Origin of the sequence: Rhizobium herbae (assembly GCF_017873135.1) — a bacterium.
Lineage (GTDB): Bacteria > Pseudomonadota > Alphaproteobacteria > Rhizobiales > Rhizobiaceae > Pararhizobium > Pararhizobium herbae.
The window spans coordinates 206,564-225,570 of sequence record NZ_JAGGJV010000003.1 but is presented as its reverse complement, the minus strand read 5'-3'; the positions used below and the strand labels follow the sequence as shown (position 1 = coordinate 225,570).

The 19,007-nt window shown below is 63.4% G+C and carries 22 protein-coding genes; 7 read left to right on the top strand and 15 right to left on the bottom strand.

The window, feature by feature from the left end:
• Positions 1 to 144 precede the first annotated feature (144 nt).
• From zapE to sdhC, 9 genes are all read right to left on the bottom strand, one after another.
• Positions 145 to 1,257 carry a cell division protein ZapE gene (zapE, locus tag J2Z75_RS09885; protein ID WP_234937264.1) on the bottom strand — a complete coding sequence of 371 codons (1,113 nt, stop codon included), beginning with the start codon at positions 1,255 to 1,257 and terminating at the stop codon, positions 145 to 147.
• A gap of 108 nt (positions 1,258 to 1,365) precedes the next feature.
• Complete coding sequence (locus J2Z75_RS09880; protein WP_209851267.1) at positions 1,366 to 1,908, bottom strand: protease inhibitor Inh/omp19 family protein; 543 nt, start codon at positions 1,906 to 1,908, stop codon at positions 1,366 to 1,368.
• A 187-nt stretch (positions 1,909 to 2,095) separates the two neighbouring features.
• Complete coding sequence (locus tag J2Z75_RS09875) at positions 2,096 to 2,896, bottom strand: nucleotidyltransferase domain-containing protein (RefSeq protein ID WP_209851264.1); 801 nt, start codon at positions 2,894 to 2,896, stop codon at positions 2,096 to 2,098.
• Positions 2,897 to 2,912: 16 nt separating this feature from the next.
• The gene (locus tag J2Z75_RS09870) at positions 2,913 to 3,692 is read right to left on the bottom strand and encodes a succinate dehydrogenase iron-sulfur subunit (protein WP_060502745.1); all 780 of its coding nucleotides are present in this window, start codon (positions 3,690 to 3,692) and stop codon (positions 2,913 to 2,915) included.
• Positions 3,685 to 4,161, bottom strand: coding sequence for a DUF3052 domain-containing protein (locus tag J2Z75_RS09865; protein ID WP_209851261.1), 477 nt, complete (start codon positions 4,159 to 4,161; stop codon positions 3,685 to 3,687). Before J2Z75_RS09865 ends, J2Z75_RS09870 begins: the two co-directional genes overlap by 8 nt.
• Positions 4,162 to 4,449 carry a CPCC family cysteine-rich protein gene (locus tag J2Z75_RS29675; RefSeq protein ID WP_209851259.1) on the bottom strand — a complete coding sequence of 96 codons (288 nt, stop codon included), beginning with the start codon at positions 4,447 to 4,449 and terminating at the stop codon, positions 4,162 to 4,164. It lies immediately after the preceding gene.
• A 4-nt stretch (positions 4,450 to 4,453) separates the two neighbouring features.
• The gene (sdhA, locus tag J2Z75_RS09855; RefSeq protein ID WP_209851256.1) at positions 4,454 to 6,298 is read right to left on the bottom strand and encodes a succinate dehydrogenase flavoprotein subunit; all 1,845 of its coding nucleotides are present in this window, start codon (positions 6,296 to 6,298) and stop codon (positions 4,454 to 4,456) included.
• 6 nt (positions 6,299 to 6,304) lie between these two features.
• The gene (gene sdhD, locus J2Z75_RS09850; protein ID WP_209851253.1) at positions 6,305 to 6,685 is read right to left on the bottom strand and encodes a succinate dehydrogenase, hydrophobic membrane anchor protein; all 381 of its coding nucleotides are present in this window, start codon (positions 6,683 to 6,685) and stop codon (positions 6,305 to 6,307) included.
• Between the two features lie 15 nt (positions 6,686 to 6,700).
• The gene (gene sdhC / locus J2Z75_RS09845) at positions 6,701 to 7,093 is read right to left on the bottom strand and encodes a succinate dehydrogenase, cytochrome b556 subunit (RefSeq protein ID WP_209851250.1); all 393 of its coding nucleotides are present in this window, start codon (positions 7,091 to 7,093) and stop codon (positions 6,701 to 6,703) included.
• 303 nt (positions 7,094 to 7,396) lie between these two features.
• On the opposite strand from sdhC, the gene J2Z75_RS09840 reads away from it, so the two are divergent.
• Positions 7,397 to 7,969, top strand: coding sequence for a hypothetical protein (locus tag J2Z75_RS09840; RefSeq protein ID WP_209851247.1), 573 nt, complete (start codon positions 7,397 to 7,399; stop codon positions 7,967 to 7,969).
• On the opposite strand, the gene J2Z75_RS09835 is transcribed toward J2Z75_RS09840, so the two are convergent.
• The 5 genes from J2Z75_RS09835 to tsaD all read right to left on the bottom strand — a co-directional run bounded on the left by J2Z75_RS09835 (position 7,956) and on the right by tsaD (position 11,663).
• On the bottom strand, positions 7,956 to 8,621 hold the full coding sequence (locus J2Z75_RS09835; protein WP_209851244.1) for a class I SAM-dependent methyltransferase: 666 nt from the start codon (positions 8,619 to 8,621) through the stop codon (positions 7,956 to 7,958). The genes J2Z75_RS09840 and J2Z75_RS09835 overlap by 14 nt on opposite strands.
• Before the next feature lie 199 nt (positions 8,622 to 8,820).
• A complete protein-coding gene (locus J2Z75_RS09830; protein WP_209851241.1) occupies positions 8,821 to 9,252 on the bottom strand; it encodes an EVE domain-containing protein in 432 nt (143 codons plus the stop codon).
• Between the two features lie 2 nt (positions 9,253 to 9,254).
• Entirely contained in the window at positions 9,255 to 9,548 is a 294-nt protein-coding gene (locus J2Z75_RS09825; protein ID WP_209851238.1) for a YciI-like protein, read from the bottom strand.
• Positions 9,549 to 9,566: 18 nt separating this feature from the next.
• Positions 9,567 to 10,565: an NAD(P)H-dependent glycerol-3-phosphate dehydrogenase gene (locus J2Z75_RS09820; RefSeq protein ID WP_209851235.1), complete on the bottom strand. Its 999-nt coding sequence runs from the start codon at positions 10,563 to 10,565 to the stop codon at positions 9,567 to 9,569.
• Entirely contained in the window at positions 10,566 to 11,663 is a 1,098-nt protein-coding gene (tsaD, locus tag J2Z75_RS09815) for a tRNA (adenosine(37)-N6)-threonylcarbamoyltransferase complex transferase subunit TsaD (protein ID WP_209851232.1), read from the bottom strand.
• Between the two features lie 76 nt (positions 11,664 to 11,739).
• Between tsaD and hemC the strand changes: the two genes are divergently transcribed.
• From hemC to J2Z75_RS09785, 6 genes are all read left to right on the top strand, one after another.
• Positions 11,740 to 12,669 carry a hydroxymethylbilane synthase gene (gene hemC, locus J2Z75_RS09810; RefSeq protein WP_209851229.1) on the top strand — a complete coding sequence of 310 codons (930 nt, stop codon included), beginning with the start codon at positions 11,740 to 11,742 and terminating at the stop codon, positions 12,667 to 12,669.
• A gap of 4 nt (positions 12,670 to 12,673) precedes the next feature.
• The gene (locus J2Z75_RS09805; RefSeq protein WP_209851227.1) at positions 12,674 to 13,396 is read left to right on the top strand and encodes a uroporphyrinogen-III synthase; all 723 of its coding nucleotides are present in this window, start codon (positions 12,674 to 12,676) and stop codon (positions 13,394 to 13,396) included.
• Positions 13,397 to 13,530: 134 nt separating this feature from the next.
• Positions 13,531 to 14,817 carry a COG4223 family protein gene (locus tag J2Z75_RS09800; protein ID WP_209851225.1) on the top strand — a complete coding sequence of 429 codons (1,287 nt, stop codon included), beginning with the start codon at positions 13,531 to 13,533 and terminating at the stop codon, positions 14,815 to 14,817.
• A 10-nt stretch (positions 14,818 to 14,827) separates the two neighbouring features.
• Positions 14,828 to 16,477, top strand: coding sequence for a heme biosynthesis protein HemY (locus J2Z75_RS09795; protein WP_209851223.1), 1,650 nt, complete (start codon positions 14,828 to 14,830; stop codon positions 16,475 to 16,477).
• 28 nt (positions 16,478 to 16,505) lie between these two features.
• The gene (locus J2Z75_RS09790) at positions 16,506 to 16,988 is read left to right on the top strand and encodes a tellurite resistance TerB family protein (RefSeq protein ID WP_209851221.1); all 483 of its coding nucleotides are present in this window, start codon (positions 16,506 to 16,508) and stop codon (positions 16,986 to 16,988) included.
• Between the two features lies 1 nt (position 16,989).
• Entirely contained in the window at positions 16,990 to 17,733 is a 744-nt protein-coding gene (locus J2Z75_RS09785) for a glutamine amidotransferase (RefSeq protein WP_209851219.1), read from the top strand.
• A 3-nt stretch (positions 17,734 to 17,736) separates the two neighbouring features.
• Here the strand turns inward: J2Z75_RS09785 and J2Z75_RS09780 are convergent, their stop codons facing one another.
• Entirely contained in the window at positions 17,737 to 18,978 is a 1,242-nt protein-coding gene (locus J2Z75_RS09780; protein WP_209851216.1) for an MFS transporter, read from the bottom strand.
• Between the last annotated feature and the right edge of the window lie 29 nt (positions 18,979 to 19,007).

Here is a 19,007-nt window from a genome sequence, read left to right as displayed (position 1 = left end):
AGACGCGAGCTGTGGCAAACCTTTCGGCGCAACGGATTAAACGCCAAAATCTAAAATATCAACACCTAGTTTTGGGTGGAACGATTTCAATCGGTTAGATCATAAAATTCTTACGTAAACGTAAGAAAATGCGTCGTCAATCCGTCACAAAACCGCAGATTCGGCATGATGCTTTGCAGCATATTCCGCGCTCTGCATCTCGATCAGGCGCGAAACCGTGCGATCGAACTCGAAGCCTTCGGTGCCTTTTTTCGCCGTCAGAAGGTCGATCGGCGCGGATGCCGCCGAGGCGAACAGCCGGGCGCCGTGATCGTAGATCGTATCCACCAGCATGATGAACCGCTTGGTTTCGTTGCGGCGTTCGGGGCCGAGATGCGGGATATGCTCGACGAAAATCGTCCGGTAATGCGAGAGAATGGCGAGATAATCGGCGGCCCCCAGCGGACGCTGGCACAGGTCGGCAAAGGAAAACCGGGCGCAATCTCCCGCTGCCAGCGGCACCGGAATCTTGCGGCCCTTGAAGGCGACTTCGGCATGCACGGCATGCAGACCCGATGTCGCCAGCGCCCATGCATTGTCGAGTGCTGCATCGGCATCAGGCCCTGGCGGCGACAGCCAGACCGGCAGGCCCTCCATCTTGGCAAGCCGGTAATCCGTCCCGGCATCCAGCGGCACGATATCGGCATAGGTCTTCAAAAGGCCGACAAACGGCAGGAACAGCTCGCGGTTGAGACCATCGCGATAGAGATTGACCGGCTCGACATTGGAGGTGGCGACCAGCACGCAGCCCTTGGCGAACAGCTCGGAAAACAGCCGCGACAGGATCATCGCATCGGCGATGTCGGTGACGGAGAACTCATCGAAGCACAGAAGCCTCGCTTCGGCAAAGATCTCCGAGGCGACCGGCGGCATCGGATCGGCCTGGCGCGTCTCGCCGTTCTTCAGCTTCTGCCGGTGCTTGAAGATGCGCTCATGCACGTCGGCCATGAATTCATGGAAATGCGCCCGTCGCTTGCGCTGGATCGGCACCGTTTCGAAAAACAGGTCCATCAGCATGGTCTTGCCGCGGCCGACGCCGCCGTAGAGATAAAGCCCCTTCAGCGGCGGATGATCCTGCTTGCGCGAGGCAAACAGCCAGCCGAGCGCATTCGACTTGCGCTGGGCGCGGCTGCCGGCAAGCTCGGTCGAAAGATGGTCGAGGCGCCGGGCGATGCCGAGCTGGGCCGGATCGCGCCGAAGCGCGCCGTCGGCAATCATGGCCTCGAGTTTTCGCGAAATGCTATCTTCGGGATTTGGCACGCGCTGGACCGGTCTGGTGTCGGGAACGACGGCAAGAAAAAAGCCCGGCTGATGCCGGGCTGATGATTAGCGGCTGAGGCTGACCGGCTGGCCGCCATTGGTCGAACCATCAAAGCGCGCATCGGCAGTCTTGAACAGGCGGGCGAGCGGATTGCCGTTGCGATCCTTCAGCACGACCTGCTTGCCGGCCACTTCCCAGGAGCCCATGGCCGTCAGTTCGCCGGCGCAACCACGCGTGCCGCCGCGCGAGCCGCTGCCGAGATTGGTGAGCGTCAGGAACATGTCGCAGGAACTGCCGGCGTTCGAGACGCGCCAGTTGCCCACCATCGATTCCTTGGTGACATCGAGCGCATTGGTGGCCGCTGCAACGTCGGTGCCAGCCGGCGTCTGCACGCCGCCGACCGCAGCCGTGCCGCTGACGGGCGCTGCCGGAAACTGCGAGGTATCGCCGGGAGCAGCAAGCTGGCCGGACGACACGGTCGGCACGGGCTGTGCCTGCAACGGAGCCGGCGATACGGTGTTTCCACCGAAATCGGTCATGGCCGTCCTCTGACATCCAGCCAGCGCCAGCATCACTGCCAGTCCTGCCGCCGCATGAATTGTCCGCATGTCTTAGCTCCCGATCTTGTCTGCTACCGCGTTGTCCAGGGGAATATAGGCGGAATTAGCTTAAAACTAACTTTAAAATCAAGATGCGGCGGAATCTTTGAGACCTGTGGCATGATTGGAACGGTTGAGTGGCCGACAATGCCGGTTGCACTCGGCAGCGGAGTGTTCTTCGACCGTTTCGAACGTCCTATTCCGCCTGCCGTTCAACTTCGTCCCGGTAATAGGCTGCGGCAATCTCCTCGGCCTGCCTGGAGACAGGGCCGTGATCTCCCGGGGCTGCATCCCGGTAACGCGCATCGACACGCGCCATGAAATCGAAAAGCGGCGGCGGCGGCATCCCTTCGCCCATCTCCCGGGTGATCTTCTTGGTCTCGACAAGCTCCAGAATGGCTGCCCGCGCATCGCCTGGAACATCCGTCTGATCCAGAACCTCAAGCAAGTTCATTGGCGGTAGCGACGCGTAGTTCCGCTGTCGCATCCATTCCAGGGCGACGGCTGGCCGGACGCCGTAAAGCAGCTTCTTGAGGATGACAGGCTCGTCCGCCGCACGCAGGCCAAAGCGCTGCAGCAGACCGTGATAATGGGCGCAAACCTTTGCCGGAACCATGATCGCCGCCAGAACCGTGTCCAGCCTCTGGCGAAAGCCCGGTTCTTCCTCGTAGACGAAGGGCGACTTCACCCATTCGACGATGACGGCATTGCCCTTGAGCGCGAGAAGCAGCGCCTTCTTCAGATCCCATCCCCCGGTATCGATATCGCCGACAATCGGGAATTCGATGACATCACGGACCGGCACCAGTCCAAGATGATCGCGGACAGGCCGGATATAGACGAAACGGCAGTCATAATCGCTGTCGGGAGACGGAAAACCCCACGCGCGGCTGCCGCTTTCGATGGCAAAACCGATGCGAACGCCGCTTTCGCGCACGGTGTCGAGGCGTGCGGCAATCTCGCGCACCGCCTCATCTGCGAAGCCTTCGAGCATCATCGACTTTCCGTTTGGATCAGACGCGGCGCTCGACCATCATCTTCTTGATCTCGCCGATCGCCTTGGCTGGGTTCAGACCCTTCGGACAGGTCTGGGCGCAGTTCATGATCGTGTGGCAGCGATAGAGGCGGAAGGGGTCTTCGAGGTTGTCGAGGCGCTCGCCCTTGGCTTCGTCTCTGCTATCGATCAGCCAGCGATAGGCCTGCAAGAGCACGGCCGGGCCGAGATAGCGGTCGCCGTTCCACCAGTAGCTCGGGCAGGAGGCGGAACAGCAGGCGCAGAGAATGCACTCGTAGAGGCCGTCGAGCTTCTGGCGGTCCTCGTGGCTCTGCTTCCATTCCTTGGCCGGCGTCGGAGAAACCGTCTTCAGCCAGGGCTCGATCGAGCGGTGCTGGGCGTAGAAATTGGTGAGATCCGGCACCAGGTCCTTGACGACGGGCATATGCGGCAGCGGATAGACCTTCACCGCGCCCTTTACCTCGTCCATGCCCTTGGTGCAGGCCAGCGTGTTGGTGCCGTCGATGTTCATGGCGCAGGAGCCGCAGATGCCCTCGCGGCAGGAGCGGCGGAGCGTCAGCGTCGGGTCGATCTTGTTCTTGATGTAGAGCAGCGCGTCGAGAACCATCGGGCCGCAGTCGTCGACATCGATATAGAACGTGTCGATCGACGGGTTCTTGCCGTCGTCCGGGCTCCAGCGATAGATGCGGAACTCGCGGGTATTGGTGGCCCCGGCCGGCTTCGGCCAGACCTTGCCTTCGGTCATCGTCGAGTTCTTGGGGAGAGCGAGTTCAACCATGCGACCTGTCCGTTCTTTCCTTGCGCCGATCCTTGCGCCGATTTTGGCGAATGACCAGCTTCAGCCCCGACCAAATCGCGTCGATCGCGGCCACCTTGACATCCACCAGATCGAGATCGAGGGCCGCTGCGCGCACGACATCCTCGGTCACGTCCGTTTTAACCTTCGAAGCTTTCTTCGGCCATGAGACCCAGATCATGCCATCCGGCACGATCCGGTCCTGCAGGCCGGAAAGCTCGTCTTCGATCTCCGCCCTCATGATCGTGAAGGCATGGATCGCATCGTAATCCTTGGTCGCTGCCCGCATCGCCTCCCATGAGGGCAACCGGTCGCAGGCAGCAAATTCAACTGAAGAAGCCAGTTCCGCCAGACTGTCCGGCAACGCGATGAACGCCGCCGTCATTCCAGGTTTGAAACCCAGCTTCCTTGGAAGCGGCGTGCCGGAATATCCCGCGTCCGCCGCCGCCATTTATGGCAGCTTCCCGAGGAGTTTGGACCCCATCGGTTCAACACGGCCCGTGAGACGATAATTCTCTTGAGCCTGAAGCAAGCTTATTTTGTTGGCGCCACCGGCCAAATCTGGATTCGCTTCCTGAACGGGATCATCTTCCCAGCCACAGTCGCAAATTTCCCAGCATCTGGCCTCGCCAATTGTGTATTCGTTGCAGCAAGGGCAGGCAAAAAACTCGTCTTTTGCGACACGTGGAGATTCCACCGACGCGGCGAGTTCGAAATATTGTTCGCCCCTGCTCGTCATTTGATCAATACACCCGCGCCTTCGGCTCGATCTTGTACGGATCGATGCCCGGCTGCAGCAGTTCGGTATGCACCGGACGATAGTCGAGCTTGACCTCGCCCGCCTCGTTGACCCAGGACAATGTGTGCTTGCGCCAGTTGACGTCATCGCGGCCGCCGAACGGACCGCTGGTATAGTCTTCGCGGGCGTGGCTGCCGCGGCTTTCCTTGCGGGCTTCGGCGCCGACGACCGTGGTGATGGCGTTGGCCATCAGGTTTTCCAGTTCCAGCGTTTCCACCAGATCGGAATTCCAGATCATCGAGCGGTCGGTGACCTTGAGATCGCCGAGTTCCGACCAGATCGCGCTCATGCGCTTGCAGCCGCTCTCCAGCGATTCCTGGGTGCGGAAGACGGCGGCGTCGTCCTGCATGGTGCGCTGCATCTTTTCACGCAGGATCGCCGTCGGGGTGCCGCCATTGGCATGACGCAGCTTGTCGAAGCGCGTCATGATCTTTTCGGACGCCTTCTCGTTGATCGCCGGGATCGCAGAGTTGCGGTCGATCACCTCGCCGGCGCGGATGGCGGCGGCGCGGCCGAAGACCACGAGGTCGATCAGCGAGTTGGAGCCGAGACGGTTGGCGCCGTGCACCGAGGCGCAGCCGGCTTCGCCCACAGCCATCAGGCCGGGAATGATCCGCTCGGGATTGGCGCTGTCGGCATCAAGCACTTCGCCCCAGTAGTTGGTCGGAATGCCGCCCATGTTGTAGTGGACGGTCGGCAGGACCGGGATCGGCTCGCGGGTCACGTCGACGCCGGCAAAGATCTTGGCGCTCTCGGAAATACCGGGCAGGCGCTCGTGCAGCACGGCTGGATCGAGATGGTCGAGATGCAGGAAGATATGGTCCTTGTTCTTGCCGACGCCGCGGCCCTCGCGGATTTCCAGCGTCATGCAGCGCGACACCACGTCGCGCGAGGCAAGGTCCTTGGCCGACGGCGCATAGCGCTCCATGAAGCGCTCGCCCTCGGAATTGACGAGATAGCCGCCTTCGCCGCGCGCACCTTCGGTGATCAGACAGCCGGCGCCGTAGATGCCGGTCGGGTGGAACTGGACGAATTCCATGTCCTGCAAGGGAAGCCCGGCACGGGCGATCATGCCGCCGCCGTCGCCGGTGCAGGTATGGGCCGAGGTCGCCGAGAAATAGGCGCGGCCGTAGCCGCCGGTCGCCAGCACCACCATCTTGGCGGCGAAACGGTGGATCGTGCCGTCGTCGAGGTTCCAGGCAACCACGCCGGTGCAGCGGCTGCCGTCATCCGACATGATGAGGTCGAGCGCGAAATACTCGATGAAGAATTCGGCATTGTGCTTCAGCGACTGGCCATAGAGCGTGTGCAGGATGGCGTGGCCGGTGCGGTCGGCGGCGGCACAGGTGCGCTGCACCGGCGGGCCTTCGCCGTAATTCTGCATGTGGCCGCCGAACGGCCGCTGATAGATCTTGCCTTCGGCATTGCGCGAGAAGGGTACGCCGTAATGTTCCAGCTCATAGACCGCCTTCGGCGCTTCCATGGCGAGATACTGCATGGCATCGACATCGCCGAGCCAGTCGGAACCCTTGACGGTATCGTAGAGGTGCCACTGCCACGAGTCGGGCGTCATGTTCTGCAAAGATGCCGCGATACCGCCCTGCGCTGCGACCGTGTGGGAGCGCGTCGGGAAGACCTTGGTGATGCAGGCGGTCTTGAAGCCCTGCTCGGCCATGCCAAGCGTGGCGCGCAGGCCGGCACCTCCCGCGCCCACGACGATCACGTCATAGGAATGATCCACGAACTCGTAGGCTCGGCCGTTGATGTTCAGCGACGAATTGGGTGCCATTTTGAATTACCCTGCAAACGCGATCTTCAGGATGGCGAAAAGACAGAGCCCGCCAACTGCGATCGCAAAAAACGTATTGAGCATGACGAAGACGATCTTGGCGCCTTCACCATGGACATAATCCTCGATGATGACCTGCATGCCGAGCTTCATGTGGATAATGCCGGAGATCAGCACCAGTCCCATGATAACCGCGACGAAGGGGTTCGACAGCGCGGCGATCACCTCCGCATAGGGCGCGCCGGCATATTTGATCAGGAAGATCACGAAGAAGATGATCAGCGGCACGTTGGCGACCGCCGTCAGCCGCTGGCGCCAGAAATGATCGGTGCCTTCCTTGGCCGAACCGAGGCCGCGAACCTTGCCGAGGGGAGTGCGCATATCCATGGAATTCTTGTCCTCTCAGCGAACCACGTAGCCGACGATCCAGATCAGCAGCGTGACCGCAACCGAACCGATCAGATTGGCGATGGCAAGCTTGGTCGCAAAATGCTTCTCGTAACCGTAGCCCAGATCCCAGACGAAATGGCGCAAGCCCCCGAACAGGTGATGCACCAGCGCCCAGGTATAGCCGAACAGGATCAGCTGACCGATGATCGTGCCGAAGGCCCACATGGCCCAGTCATAATATTCCGGACCGCTGGCAGCGGCGATCAGCCACCAGGCGACGAGGATCGTGCCGAAGTAGAGTGCGCCGCCGGTGATGCGGTGCACAATCGACATCGCCATCGTTGGAATGAGCTTGTAGATTTGCAAGTGCGGCGAGAGCGGCCGGCTTTTGGTGACATTCGTCATCTGAACCTCACGGAAGAACCGGATGCGTGCCCAAAAACTGGACTCTTTTCATCCGGTATTGCACATGATTGTGCACAATTCAGTCAGCCGACGTTTAATCACCATATTGATTAACGACAAGTGTGTTTGCACTGCAAAATGATTTTAATCGATTAGACGAAAATGTGGCGGCACGTCGAACCGGAATCGCCGCCGCGTTAACGATAAGGCGTGAAAATTCAACGCAATCCGTGACTTTTGCCGGCATCTGCCCCACATTGCCCGTTAAGGATTTGTTAAGAGTCATCCGGAGGGCCGCACGACATGCGTCCAAATATCATGCCGAATGCGACGAAAGTCTTGGTCGCGGTCTTCGCCCTGATCCTCTCGTTCGCCAGTTTCGCTGAGGCGCGCGACCGGAATGGCGAAGGCCATTTCATCCGCCGTCACCACGAACGCCCGCAACACGACCGCCAGGAAGCCATCTCCGGCATCAACGCGGATAGCCATCACCGCCGCAACCGGAATGTGCGCCTGTCCGGCCGCAATGCCGAGCGGTGGCACGTGGAGCGGCGATATGTCCATGACCGGCGGCCGAACCGCCGGATCGTCGTGCGCGACCATCGCGGCAACGACGGCAACTATTGGGAACCCGCCTATGGCGGCGACGGCTTTCCGTCGAAGACCACGGGCGGCACCTATTTCGGCGGCTTGTCTGCCTGGACCGATCCCGGCAACGGCACCTATTTCCGCTCCGAGCGCGACGATTACGGCTATTATCCCGGCGACACCGACAAAGATTATCGCAGCCCGCGCGCAAAGATCATCCGCGTAAACCCGTCGACCGTCGGCCGCGCCTGCTCGTGGGAATCCGGCGTCTGCGTCATCCGCCGCTGACGCCCGGCTTTCTGAAGCGCCAGACCGTGGTCTTCTTGACCTCGCTGTCTTCCAGCGCGCGCGTCACCGGCACCTGGTAGGTCGACAGCATCTCCATCCGGTCGCGCGGGCAATAGGCCCGGCCGGGGTCGCCGACCAGAACGTCGGCCCCCTGTTGCGCAAGCGCAGTGAACCACGGAACGAGCCGCTCGGCAAAGGTCTTGTCGTAGAACACATCGCCGGCGAGATAGATTTCGGCGCTACGCTCGGTGCCGATCATGTCGGAAGCCGCGAAGGAGACGTCCACGCCGTTGAGCGCCGCGTTCAGCCGGATTGCGGTTTGCGTCCATGGATCGATATCGACGGCAAGCACCGCAGCCGCGCCCGCCTTCATCGCCGCGATCGCCACCAGACCCGAACCGGAGGCGAAATCGATGACCCGCTTGCCCGCGACCAGTCCGGGATGATCGAGAATGTGGCGCGCCAACCCCTGGCCGCCCGCCCAGGCGAAAGCCCAGAACGGCGGCGGCAGGCCGATTTCCTCCAGCTCCTCCTCCGTCTTCAGCCAGAGATCATGCGCTTCGCTGGCCAGATAGAGCCCGATCTCCGGCACATGCGGCGGCGACATGATGTCGGTGTTGGCGCGGATGAAGGTTTCAGGATCGGTTTTCACGGGTGACGGGGGTTCCGGTTGAGTTTCGGCTTGCTCCCTCTTCTCCCCTGCGGGGAGAAGGTGGCCCGAAGGGCCGGATGAGGGGGAACCACACCCTGAAAAATGTGCGGCACCATCCCCTCATCGTCTCGCATACGCTCGACACTTCTCCCCGCTGGGGAGAAGAGGGAGACCGCCGCACGCGTGCCAACACAAAAAATCACCGCGGCGGATTGTCCAGCCCGCCCAGCCGGCAGATCTCCAGATATTCCTCCTCCGTCACCGGCTGCACCGACAGCCGCATCGACGTCACCAGCGCCATCTTTTCGAATTTGGGATTGGCCTTGATGTCCTTCAGCGACACCGGTTTCGGCAGGTCGCAGACGGCCCGGATATCGACGCAATCCCATTTGGGATCGCCCTCGGCGGTCGAATCCGGATGCGACAGCGCGCAGACCTCGGTAATGCCGACGATCTCAAGCCCCTCGTTCGAGTGGTAGAAGAAGCCCTTGTCGCCGATCTGCATCGCCCGCATGTTGTTGCGCGCCAGATAGTTGCGCACGCCGGTCCACTCAGTCCCCTTGGCGCCCGCATCTTTCTGCATGGCCCAGGACCATTTGAACGGTTCGGACTTGTAAAGCCAGTATCCCACGCTCAGGCCTCCGGCTTGTTGAAGACCCAGTTCCAGGGCTTGATATCGACAGTCGCAAAGAGACCGGCCTTGGCATAGGGATCGGCGGCCGCGATGGCGCGTGCGTCCTCGATCGTCTCCGCCTTGATGACCACCAGGCTGCCATTCGGCTTGCCGGCATCGTCCAGGAACGGACCGGCGAAGGCCAGCCCGCCCTTGGCATTGAGATCGTTCAGAAATTCGATGTGCTCGGGACGGGTGTCCATCCGCACCTGCAGGGCATTCGGCTTGTCCGTGCACAGAACCGCAAACAGCATGGTCTTCTCCTTGATTGATTATTCCTGCGTGATCGGGCGGGACATCAGCTGCTCCAGCGCCGTCTTCACATCCATCTTTCCGTCGATGATATCGGCCACTGCCTCGGTCACCGGCATATCGACGCCAAGCTTGCGGGCGACATCGGCCGCGACGGAGGCTGCGAACGCGCCCTCGACAAGCTCGTCCGAATGCCCCATGGCGCTGCCGCTTTGACCCAGCGCGATGCCGTAGCGCAGATTGCGCGACTGATGGCTGGTCGCCGTCAGCACCAAGTCGCCGAGACCCGAGAGTCCCCGCACGGTATCGGCCTCGCCGCCGCGCGCCGCAACAAAGCGCGACATTTCCGCAAGCCCGCGCGAAATCAGTGCCGCGCGCGCCGAATCGCCGAGCCCCGCGCCTTCGACGATGCCGCAGGCGATCGCCAGCACATTCTTCAACGCGCCGCCAAGCTGCACGCCGATCCGGTCCGCGGAGGGATAGAGGCGGAAGGTCGCACCGGATAAAGCCTCGGCGAGAGTTCCCGCGCGCTCGATGCTGTTTGCCGCAATCACCATTGCCGTCGGCAGGCCCCTGGCGATATCGGTGGCAAAGCCCGGGCCCGAAAGTACGGCGACATTCTGCAGATGCAATTCTTCCTCGACGACATCGGTCAGCAACCGGCCGCTGGCGCGCTCCATGCCCTTGGCGCAGATGACGACGTCGGCGCCCTTGCCGATGAAGCCGTGTAATGATCGCCCCGCCTCCCGCTGCGCCTGCGACGGCATGGCGAAAAGCACGATGGTGGCGCCCTCGAGCACCGTCGGATCGTCAGAGACAACAAGTGCTTCGGGCAGGTCGATGCCGGGCAGGGCGCTGTCGTTGCGGCCGGTTTCCCTGAAATCCTCGACGATGCTTTCACGGCGGGTGAGCAGAGTCACCGGAACCTTGCCCGATGCGGCGGCGACGGCAGCCAGCGCCGTTCCGAATGCGCCGGAGCCGACGACGACGATGCGATCCTTCTGTACAGGTTCTGCCATTTAAGCCTTCGCTCCCCGTTTGCCGAAGCCGATCAGCGCCTTCGCATCCGCATCCAGCGGCCAGCGCGAGCGCGGCGCGACATCGAGATCGTCGGCCGGCAATCCCGCCGCCATGCGCTCGGCTCCGGCCCAGGCGATCATCGCCGCATTGTCGGTGCAAAGCTGCAACGGCGGAGCGATGAAACGGAAGCCGTTCCTGTCGCAGAGTTCCTGCAGCGTCGCCCGCAGCGTCTGGTTTGCCGCCACGCCGCCGGCCACGACCAGCGCAGGATGTTCGACAGTGCCCGCGAACTGTTCCTTGAAGCGCGCCAGCCCCCGGCCGATCCGGTCCTTCAGCGTGCGCGAAATCGCGTTCTGGAAGGAGGCGCAGATATCGGCGATGTCCTGCTCCGTTACCGGCGCGATCGACTGCGCCGCCTGGCGCACGGCGGTCTTCAATCCCGAGAACGAGAAATCGAGGCGCGCTTCGCCGACCAGCGGGCGCGGAAAGGAAAAGCGATCCGGGTTGCCGCTTTTTGCCGCACGTTCGACCGCCGGACCGCCCGGATAGGGCAGGCCGAGCAGCTTCGCCGTCTTGTCGAAGGCTTCGCCCAGCGCATCGTCAATGGTCGTGCCCCAGCGTTCGTAGACGCCGACATCCTTCACCAGAATAAGCTGCGTATGGCCGCCGGAAACCAGCAGCATCAGATAGGGAAAGGGCAGCCCGTCCGTCAGCCGCGCCGTCAGCGCATGGCCTTCGAGATGGTTGATGGCATAGAGCGGCTTGGCCGAAGCGCGCGCAATCGCCTTGCCGGTCATCAGGCCAACCAGCAGGCCGCCGATCAGGCCCGGGCCGCTGGTGGCGGCAATCGCGTCGATGTCGGAGAGCGTCACGCCGGCCCGCATCAAGGCTTCCTCGATCAGCGTATCCAGCGCCTCGACATGGGCGCGCGCGGCGATCTCCGGCACAACGCCGCCGTAGAGGCTGTGCTCTTCGAGTTGGCTCAGAACCACGTCGCCGAGGATCTCGCCACGGCCGCTTTCATCGCGCAGCACGACGGAAGCGGCGGTTTCGTCGCAGCTTGTTTCGATACCGAGGATGCGCAGGGGCGGGGACATGGGCCGTTTTACTCGAATATTGCGGTCGCAGGGAAAGGCGGATACACGGAACTCCGGTAACAACGGATCGCAGTGGATGCAAACAAAACCTTTCCGGATCGGCACGCGCGGCAGTCCCCTGGCGCTGGCGCAGGCCCATGAAACGCGCGACCGCCTGATGGCAGCGCATGGCCTGCCGTCCGAAATGTTCGAGATCGTCGTGCTGTCGACCATGGGCGACCGCATCACCGACCGCTCGCTGTCCGAGATCGGCGGCAAGGGCCTTTTCACCCAGGAACTGGAGGATATGCTGATCTCCGGCGGACTGGATTTCGCCGTGCATTCCTCCAAGGACATGCCGACCAGGCTGCCGAACGGCCTGTTCCTGTCCGCCTACCTGCCGCGCGAAGACGCCCGCGACGCTTTCGTCGGACGCACGGCCGAAAAACTCATGGACCTGCCGCAGGGCGCCACCATCGGTTCCTCCTCGCTGCGCCGCCAGGCGCTGATCAAGCGGCTGCGGCCGGACATCAACGTCATCACCTATCGCGGCCTGGTCGATACCCGGCTCAGGAAACTGGCGGAAGGTCAGGTTGATGCGACGCTGCTTGCCTTCGCCGGCCTGAAGCGGCTCGGCAAGGACGACGTGCCGACCGAACTTCTCGATCCGGAAACCTTCCCGCCGGCACCGGCGCAAGGCGCCATCTGCATCGAAAGCCGCATCGGCGACGACCGCGTCAACAGCCTTCTGGAAGCGGTCAACGACGCGCGGACGCACGAGGCCGTGACCTGCGAACGGGCTTTCCTGTCCACGCTCGACGGCTCCTGCCGCACGCCGATTGCCGGTTATGCCGTGTCGGACGGCGACACGATCCGCTTTTCCGGCATGGTCCTGACCCCGGACGGCAGCCAGTATTTCCGTGTTGCCACCGAGGGCAAGGCAACCGACGCCGAACAGCTCGGCGCCAAGGCCGGCGACGATATCCGCATCGATGCGGGGCCGGACTTCTTCTCGAGCTGGACCTGAGTCCATGCCTGTTCCCTTGCGCATCCTTGTCACCCGGCCACAGCCTTCAGCAGCGGCAACGGCGGCAAGGCTTGAAGCGCTCGGGCATGAAGCCATCGTCCTGCCGATGATGGAGGCGGTGCACCAGCCGCAGGCAGCGATTGAAGCGCTGGCTTCTCCCCATTCGGACATTGCAGTTACGAGCGCGGAGGCTATCCGCGCTCTGGCGATGATCGGGGATCGGCTGACCCCGCATCTACAGACACGGGTCTTCTGCGTTGGGCGCGCGACGGCGGACGCGGCAAGGCAAGTGGGATTTCAATCGGTGATCACCGGCCCCGGGACAGGCAGCGGCCTTGCTCATCTCATTGCGGAAACCTCGACCGGCCTTGGACAAGGCCTTGCCTATCTGGCTGGCCTGCCGCGAACTCCGGCTTTCGAGGCAGCCTTGCGGGACGCCGGCATCGCCTGCCGCGTCGCCGACGTCTATCGAATGTCTCCGATCGCTCATGCGCCGGAGGCCATCGAAGACCTTTTCGAATCGCGCAGGCCCGATACGGTTCTGTTCTATTCCCATGAAACCGCGAGGCATTTCTTCGATCTCGTCGCCCCGAAGAAAATCGCGGAATTTCAGAACATTCGCCTGCTTTGCCTCAGCGATCACGTGGCAGCGGCGGTGCCGTACGGCATCGGAAAAGTCTCCGTTGCCGCCGCGCCCAATGAAGCCAGCCTCTTCGCGCTGCTTTGACCCCGCATTTGCGGTGTGCCAGCCTCACCTTGATCCGCAACCGGTCAACGAATTGTCGCTTGGGGGCTTTCCCTATGCCTGCCGCATGTCTAGGTTTAAGACAGTGCCTTACGCGATAACGGAAAGAGATCATCATGGGACCGGAAAATCCTCCGCGCCGCTCGAAATCCGATCAGGAGCCGTTGACGATCGACCTGGAAGCCACCGCGGCGCCACAGGAAGACGCGAATGGAAGCGATGCCGCCGCTGAACGCGAGGCAGTTATCGACGAGGCGGCGGAGATCCGCGCCGGCGAAGCCGATGAAACCGTGCGCGCCGACATTGCCGAACCGGCCGACATTGCGGAACGGACCCCTGATCCGCGAGAATCGGATGAAGAAGACGCCCGTGCAGACGCCGCTGCGGCGGCCTTCGCCGAAGAGCCGACCTCGGCTGCCACCGCGGCGGAACAGCCAATCCATGCCCAACCGCGCCGCGCCTCCAGTTCCGGTGCCCTCGCTGCCGGCATTCTCGGCGGCCTGATCGCGCTTCTCGGCGCGGGCGGCCTGCAATATGCGGGTGTCCTGCCGGCGCTCGGCCCGGGTGGCGATACGACAGTCGAGCAAGGCCTTGCCAGCGACGTCGAGGCGATCAAGGCGCAGCTTGCCGCAGCACCAGCGCCATCGGCGACCGCCGATCTCGCCCCGCTTGAAACCCGCATTGCCGAGCTGGAGAAGAAGACCACTGGAGCCGGAAACGGCGCGGCAGTCGACGTTTCCGGTCTTGACGCCCAGATCGCCAACCTGACCGGCGAGATCGCCACGCTGAAATCGGCGCTGGCCGACGCCAAGCAATCCACTGAGGCGGCAAAGACCGAGCTTTCGACCCGCATCGACGCCGCCGAGAAGAAGATCGACGAACCGGCCAGCGACGTGCAGCTGGCCCGCGCCATCGCCGTCACGGCACTGAAGACGGCGATCGATCGCGGCGGTCCGTTCCTGGCCGAACTCGACGCGCTGAAAAGCATCGCCGCCGCCGATCCGGCCGTCGCCGGCCTTTCGGGCGATGCGGCAACGGGCGTCGCCCCGCGCGCCGATCTGGTGCGCGACTTTCCGGCCGTGGCCGACGCCATGCTCGAGGCGGCCGAACATACCGATCCCGACCAGGGCATCTTCTCCCGCCTGATGGACAGTGCGTCCTCGGCCATCCGCGTTCGCCCTGTCGGCAGCGTCGAGGGCGAAGGCCCGGAAGCGGTCGTTGCCCGCATCGAGGACAAGCTCACCAATGGCGATCTCAAGGGCGCAAGCCTGGAATGGGCTGCCTTGCCGGAGCCCGCGAAAACGGCCGGTGCCGATTTCAAGACGAAGCTCGACCAGCGCATCCGTGTCGAAGGACTGATCGACGCGGCCGTTGCCGGCGCCATGACGGCCAACCAGGGCTAAGGAAGAATTCATGATCCGCATCCTGTTCTATGTCCTCATCGTCCTGGCGCTCGGCGCAGGCTTCGCCTGGCTGGCCGACCGTCCCGGCGAACTGTCGCTGATCTGGCAGGGCCAACGCATCGAAATGAGCCTGATGGTGGCGGCAACGCTGCTCGCCTCGCTGATTGCGGCGATCCTGATCGTCGTCTGGTTCATTCGCGTCGTCTGGCTCTCGCCGCATTCGATCTCCCGCTATTTCCGCGCCCGCAAGCGCGACCGCGGCTATCAGGCGCTGTCGACCGGCCTGATCGCCGCCGGTGCCGGCGATTCGGCGCTGGCCCGCAAGATGACGGCCCGCACGCGCGGGCTGATCAGTTCCGATCAGGAGCCGCTGATCCATCTGCTCGAAGCGCAGACGGCGCTGATCGAGGGCAAGTACGACGACGCCCGCAAGAAATTCGAGCTGATGGCCGACGACCCGGAAACCCGCGAACTCGGCCTGCGCGGCCTCTATCTCGAAGCCAAGCGGCTGGGCGCCAACGAGGCGGCGCGGCAATATGCCGAGCGCGCCGCCGACAAGGCGCCGCATCTGCCCTGGGCGACGCTGGCGGCACTGGACTATCGCAGCCAGACCGGCCAGTGGGACGAGGCCATCCGCCTTCTCGACCAGAGCCGCGCGTCCCACGTCATCGACCGCAAGGAGGCCGACCGCAAGAAGGCGGTGCTTCTGACCGCCCGCGCTTCCGAAAAGCTCGAAGCCGACCCGAAGGGCGCGCGCGACGACGCGCAGGCCGCGCTGAAGCTTGCCGAGGATCTGGTGCCGGCCGGCCTGATCGCCGCCAAGGCGCTGTTTCGCGAGGACAATCTGCGCAAGGCCGCCTCCATCCTCGAAAAGCTCTGGAAGCAGGATCCGCATCCCGAAGTCGCCAGGCTCTACGTCCGGGCGCGCAGCGGCGATTCGGCCTCCGATCGCCTGAAGCGGGCAAACAAGCTGGAAGCGCTCCGCCCGAACAATCCTGTCGCGCTCGCCACCGTTGCCGAAAGTGCTTTGGAAGCGCGCGAACTGCCGCTTGCCCGCGCCAAGGCCGAAGCCGCTGCCCGCATGCAGCCGAGCGAGGGCATCTTCCTGCTTCTGGCCGATATCGAGGAAGCCGATACGGGCGACGACGGCCGCATCCGCCACTGGATGAACCAGGCGTTGAAAAGCCCGCGCGATCCGGCCTGGACGGCGGACGGCGTCACGGCGCCGGAATGGCTGCCGGTCTCGCCGGTCAGCGGCCGGCTCGATGCCTTCGAATGGAAGCAGCCGGTCGCCCAGATTGCCGGCCCGGTCGAGGAAGGCACGGTCGATGTCGCCGACGAGGCGATCCGCAGCCTACCGCCGGTGGCCATCGCCCATCAGCGCCCGGAACCGCAGCCGGAGCGGGCCGCGACGCCGGCCAAGCCAGGCCCCGTCATCGACGCCGCCGAGAAATCCGAGGAAGTGGCGGTCAAGACCATTGCCGTACCCGCGCCGAGCGAATCGGTGATCGTGCCGCAAACGGTCAAGGTCGAGCCGAAGCCGGCTCCGATAAAGACCGATGAAACCACCGTCGAGCCCTTCTTCGGGCGCCCGCCGGATGATCCGGGCGTGCGCGACAGCAACAAGCCATTGGAAAAGACCACATTCCGCCTGTTTTGAGCGGCAACCCATAGCGTAACGGAAAATCATGTTTGACCGATTTCGGACTTTCCTCGACAGCCTGACCGGCCACGGGCCTTCGATCGAGGCCGGCGACCCGCGCATCGCCATCATGGCGCTCTGCATCCAGGTGATGGAGGCCGATGGCGAGATCCACGAGAAGGAGCGCAGGAAGGTTCGCTCCATGATCAAGGATCACTACCAGCTGGACGACGGCGCGCTCGACGCGCTGATTGCCGCCGGTGAAACGGCCGAAAGCCAGGCCATCGATTTCTTCCGCTTCACCTCCGATATCAAACGGCATTTTTCCGAGGAGCAACGGATAGACCTGATCGGCATGCTGTGGGAGATTGTCTATGCCGACGGCAAACGCAGCGAAATGGAAGACCATGTGATCTGGCGTATCGCCGATCTCCTGGGCATTTCCGGCAGGGACAGGATCATCAAGCGGCAGGAGGTGGCCGCCAAACTGGACGTCGTGGAGGAGACCACCGCGCAACAGGAAAAGTGAAATGCTTTTCGACGACCGCACGTTCTACCGGCGCAATACCGACAAGCCGGTCCTGATCATCCTGCATCAGGAACATTCCAGCCCCGGCCGCGTCGGACATCTGCTGCTGGAAAAGGGGCTGAGCCTCGACATCCGTCGTCCGGTGCTCGGCGATCCCCTGCCTGCGACGCTGGAACAGCATGCCGGCGCCGTCGTCTTCGGCGGGCCGATGAGCGCCAATGACGACGAGGACTATGTCCGCCGCGAGATCGACTGGCTGGCTGTGCCGTTGTCTGAAAACAAACCCTTCCTCGGTATCTGTCTTGGCGCGCAAATGCTGGTGCGCCATCTCGGCGGCGTGGTGGGGCCGCATCACGAAGGCATGACGGAAATCGGCTGGTATCCGCTTGAGGCGACGGAAAAAGGCCGGGCGCTGATGGAATGGCCGTCGATGGTCTACCAGTTCCACCGCGAAGGTTTCGATCTGCCGGCAGGCGCGGAACTGCTCGCTTCCGGCAGCACCTATCCCAATCAGGCCTTCCGCTACGGCGAGAACGCCTGGGGCATCCAGTTCCACGGTGAACTGACACGGGTGATGATGCATCGCTGGGTCGTGCACGGCGCCCACCGGTTCGACCTGCCGGGCGCGCAGATGGGGCGGGCCCATCTTGAGGGTCGCATGGACCACGACGCGCCGCTGCGCGCCTGGATGGATCGCTTCCTCACCCACATCTTCCAGCGGCAGGGCGAGAAGGTGACTGCCTGAGTTTCAGGCCTTGCGCTCCGGTGCATCCAGCGAATCGATCTTGCGCAGTTGCGGGAAGCCGAGCGCCCAGATGACGGCGACCGCGAGCGTGCCGACGCCGCCGATGACGACGGCCGGAACGGCGCCGATGATATGCGCCATCGTGCCGGCGCGGAATTCGCCAAGCTCGTTGGAAGCACCGACGAAGACCATGTTGACGGCATTGACGCGGCCGCGCACGGCATCCGGCGTCCAGAGCGCAATCAGCGTTTCGCGCACATAGACCGAGATCATGTCCGACGCGCCCATCAGCATCAATGCCGCGATCGACAGCCACGCGACCTGCGACAGGCCGAAGATCACCGTGCCGATGCCGAACAGCGCCACGCCGGCAAACATCAGCGTGCCGGCATTGTGGCGGATCGGATAGGCGGCCAGCGTCACCGCGACGAGGATGGCGCCGATGCCGGGGGCAGCCCGCAGCAGCCCGAGGCCGAGCGGGCCGAGCACCAGGATTTCGCTGGCAAAGACCGGCATCAGCGCAACGGCGCCGCCGAGCAGCACGGCGAACAGATCGAGCGAAATGGCGCCCAGCACCACCTTTTCGGTGCGGATGAACTTGAACCCGGCCAGAATGGACGTCCAGTCGCGCGGCTCGCTGAGGCTGTGCTGCGCCGGCTTCTCGATCATGAAGACCAGAATGGCCGACAGGACGAGGAAGGCAAGCGCGACGGAATAGGCGACGATGGCGCTGACGCCATAGAGCAGACCGCCGGCGACCGGTCCGAGGATGGCGGCCGTCTGCCAGGAGGACGAATTCCAGGCGATCGCGTTCGACAGATCGTGGGCCGGAACGAGGTTGGGCGCCAGCGATTGCACCGCCGGCGCCATGAAGGCGCGCTCGATGCCGAAGACGATCAGGATGGCGAAGACGGGCCACGGCGAAAAGGCATCGGCGACCGTCAGCCCGAGCAGCGCCGCCGCGCAAAAGGCGCTGACGATCATGCAGACCGAGACGATCATCCGCCGCGAGTGCCGGTCGGCGACCGATCCCGTCACCAGGATGAGCAGCAGCGACGGCAGGAACTGGAAGAGGCCGATGAGGCCGAGATAGAGCGTGTTCTGGGTCTGCGCGTACATCTGCCAGCCCACCGAGACGCTGATGATCTGGATGGCGAAGGAAGCGAGGAAGCGGGCGAAGAAGAAACGGGCGTAGGAGACATGCCGGAACGCGGCGAACCGGTCTGCACCCTGAAGGACGGACATGCGGTATTCTTTCCGAACAACGGCAGGCC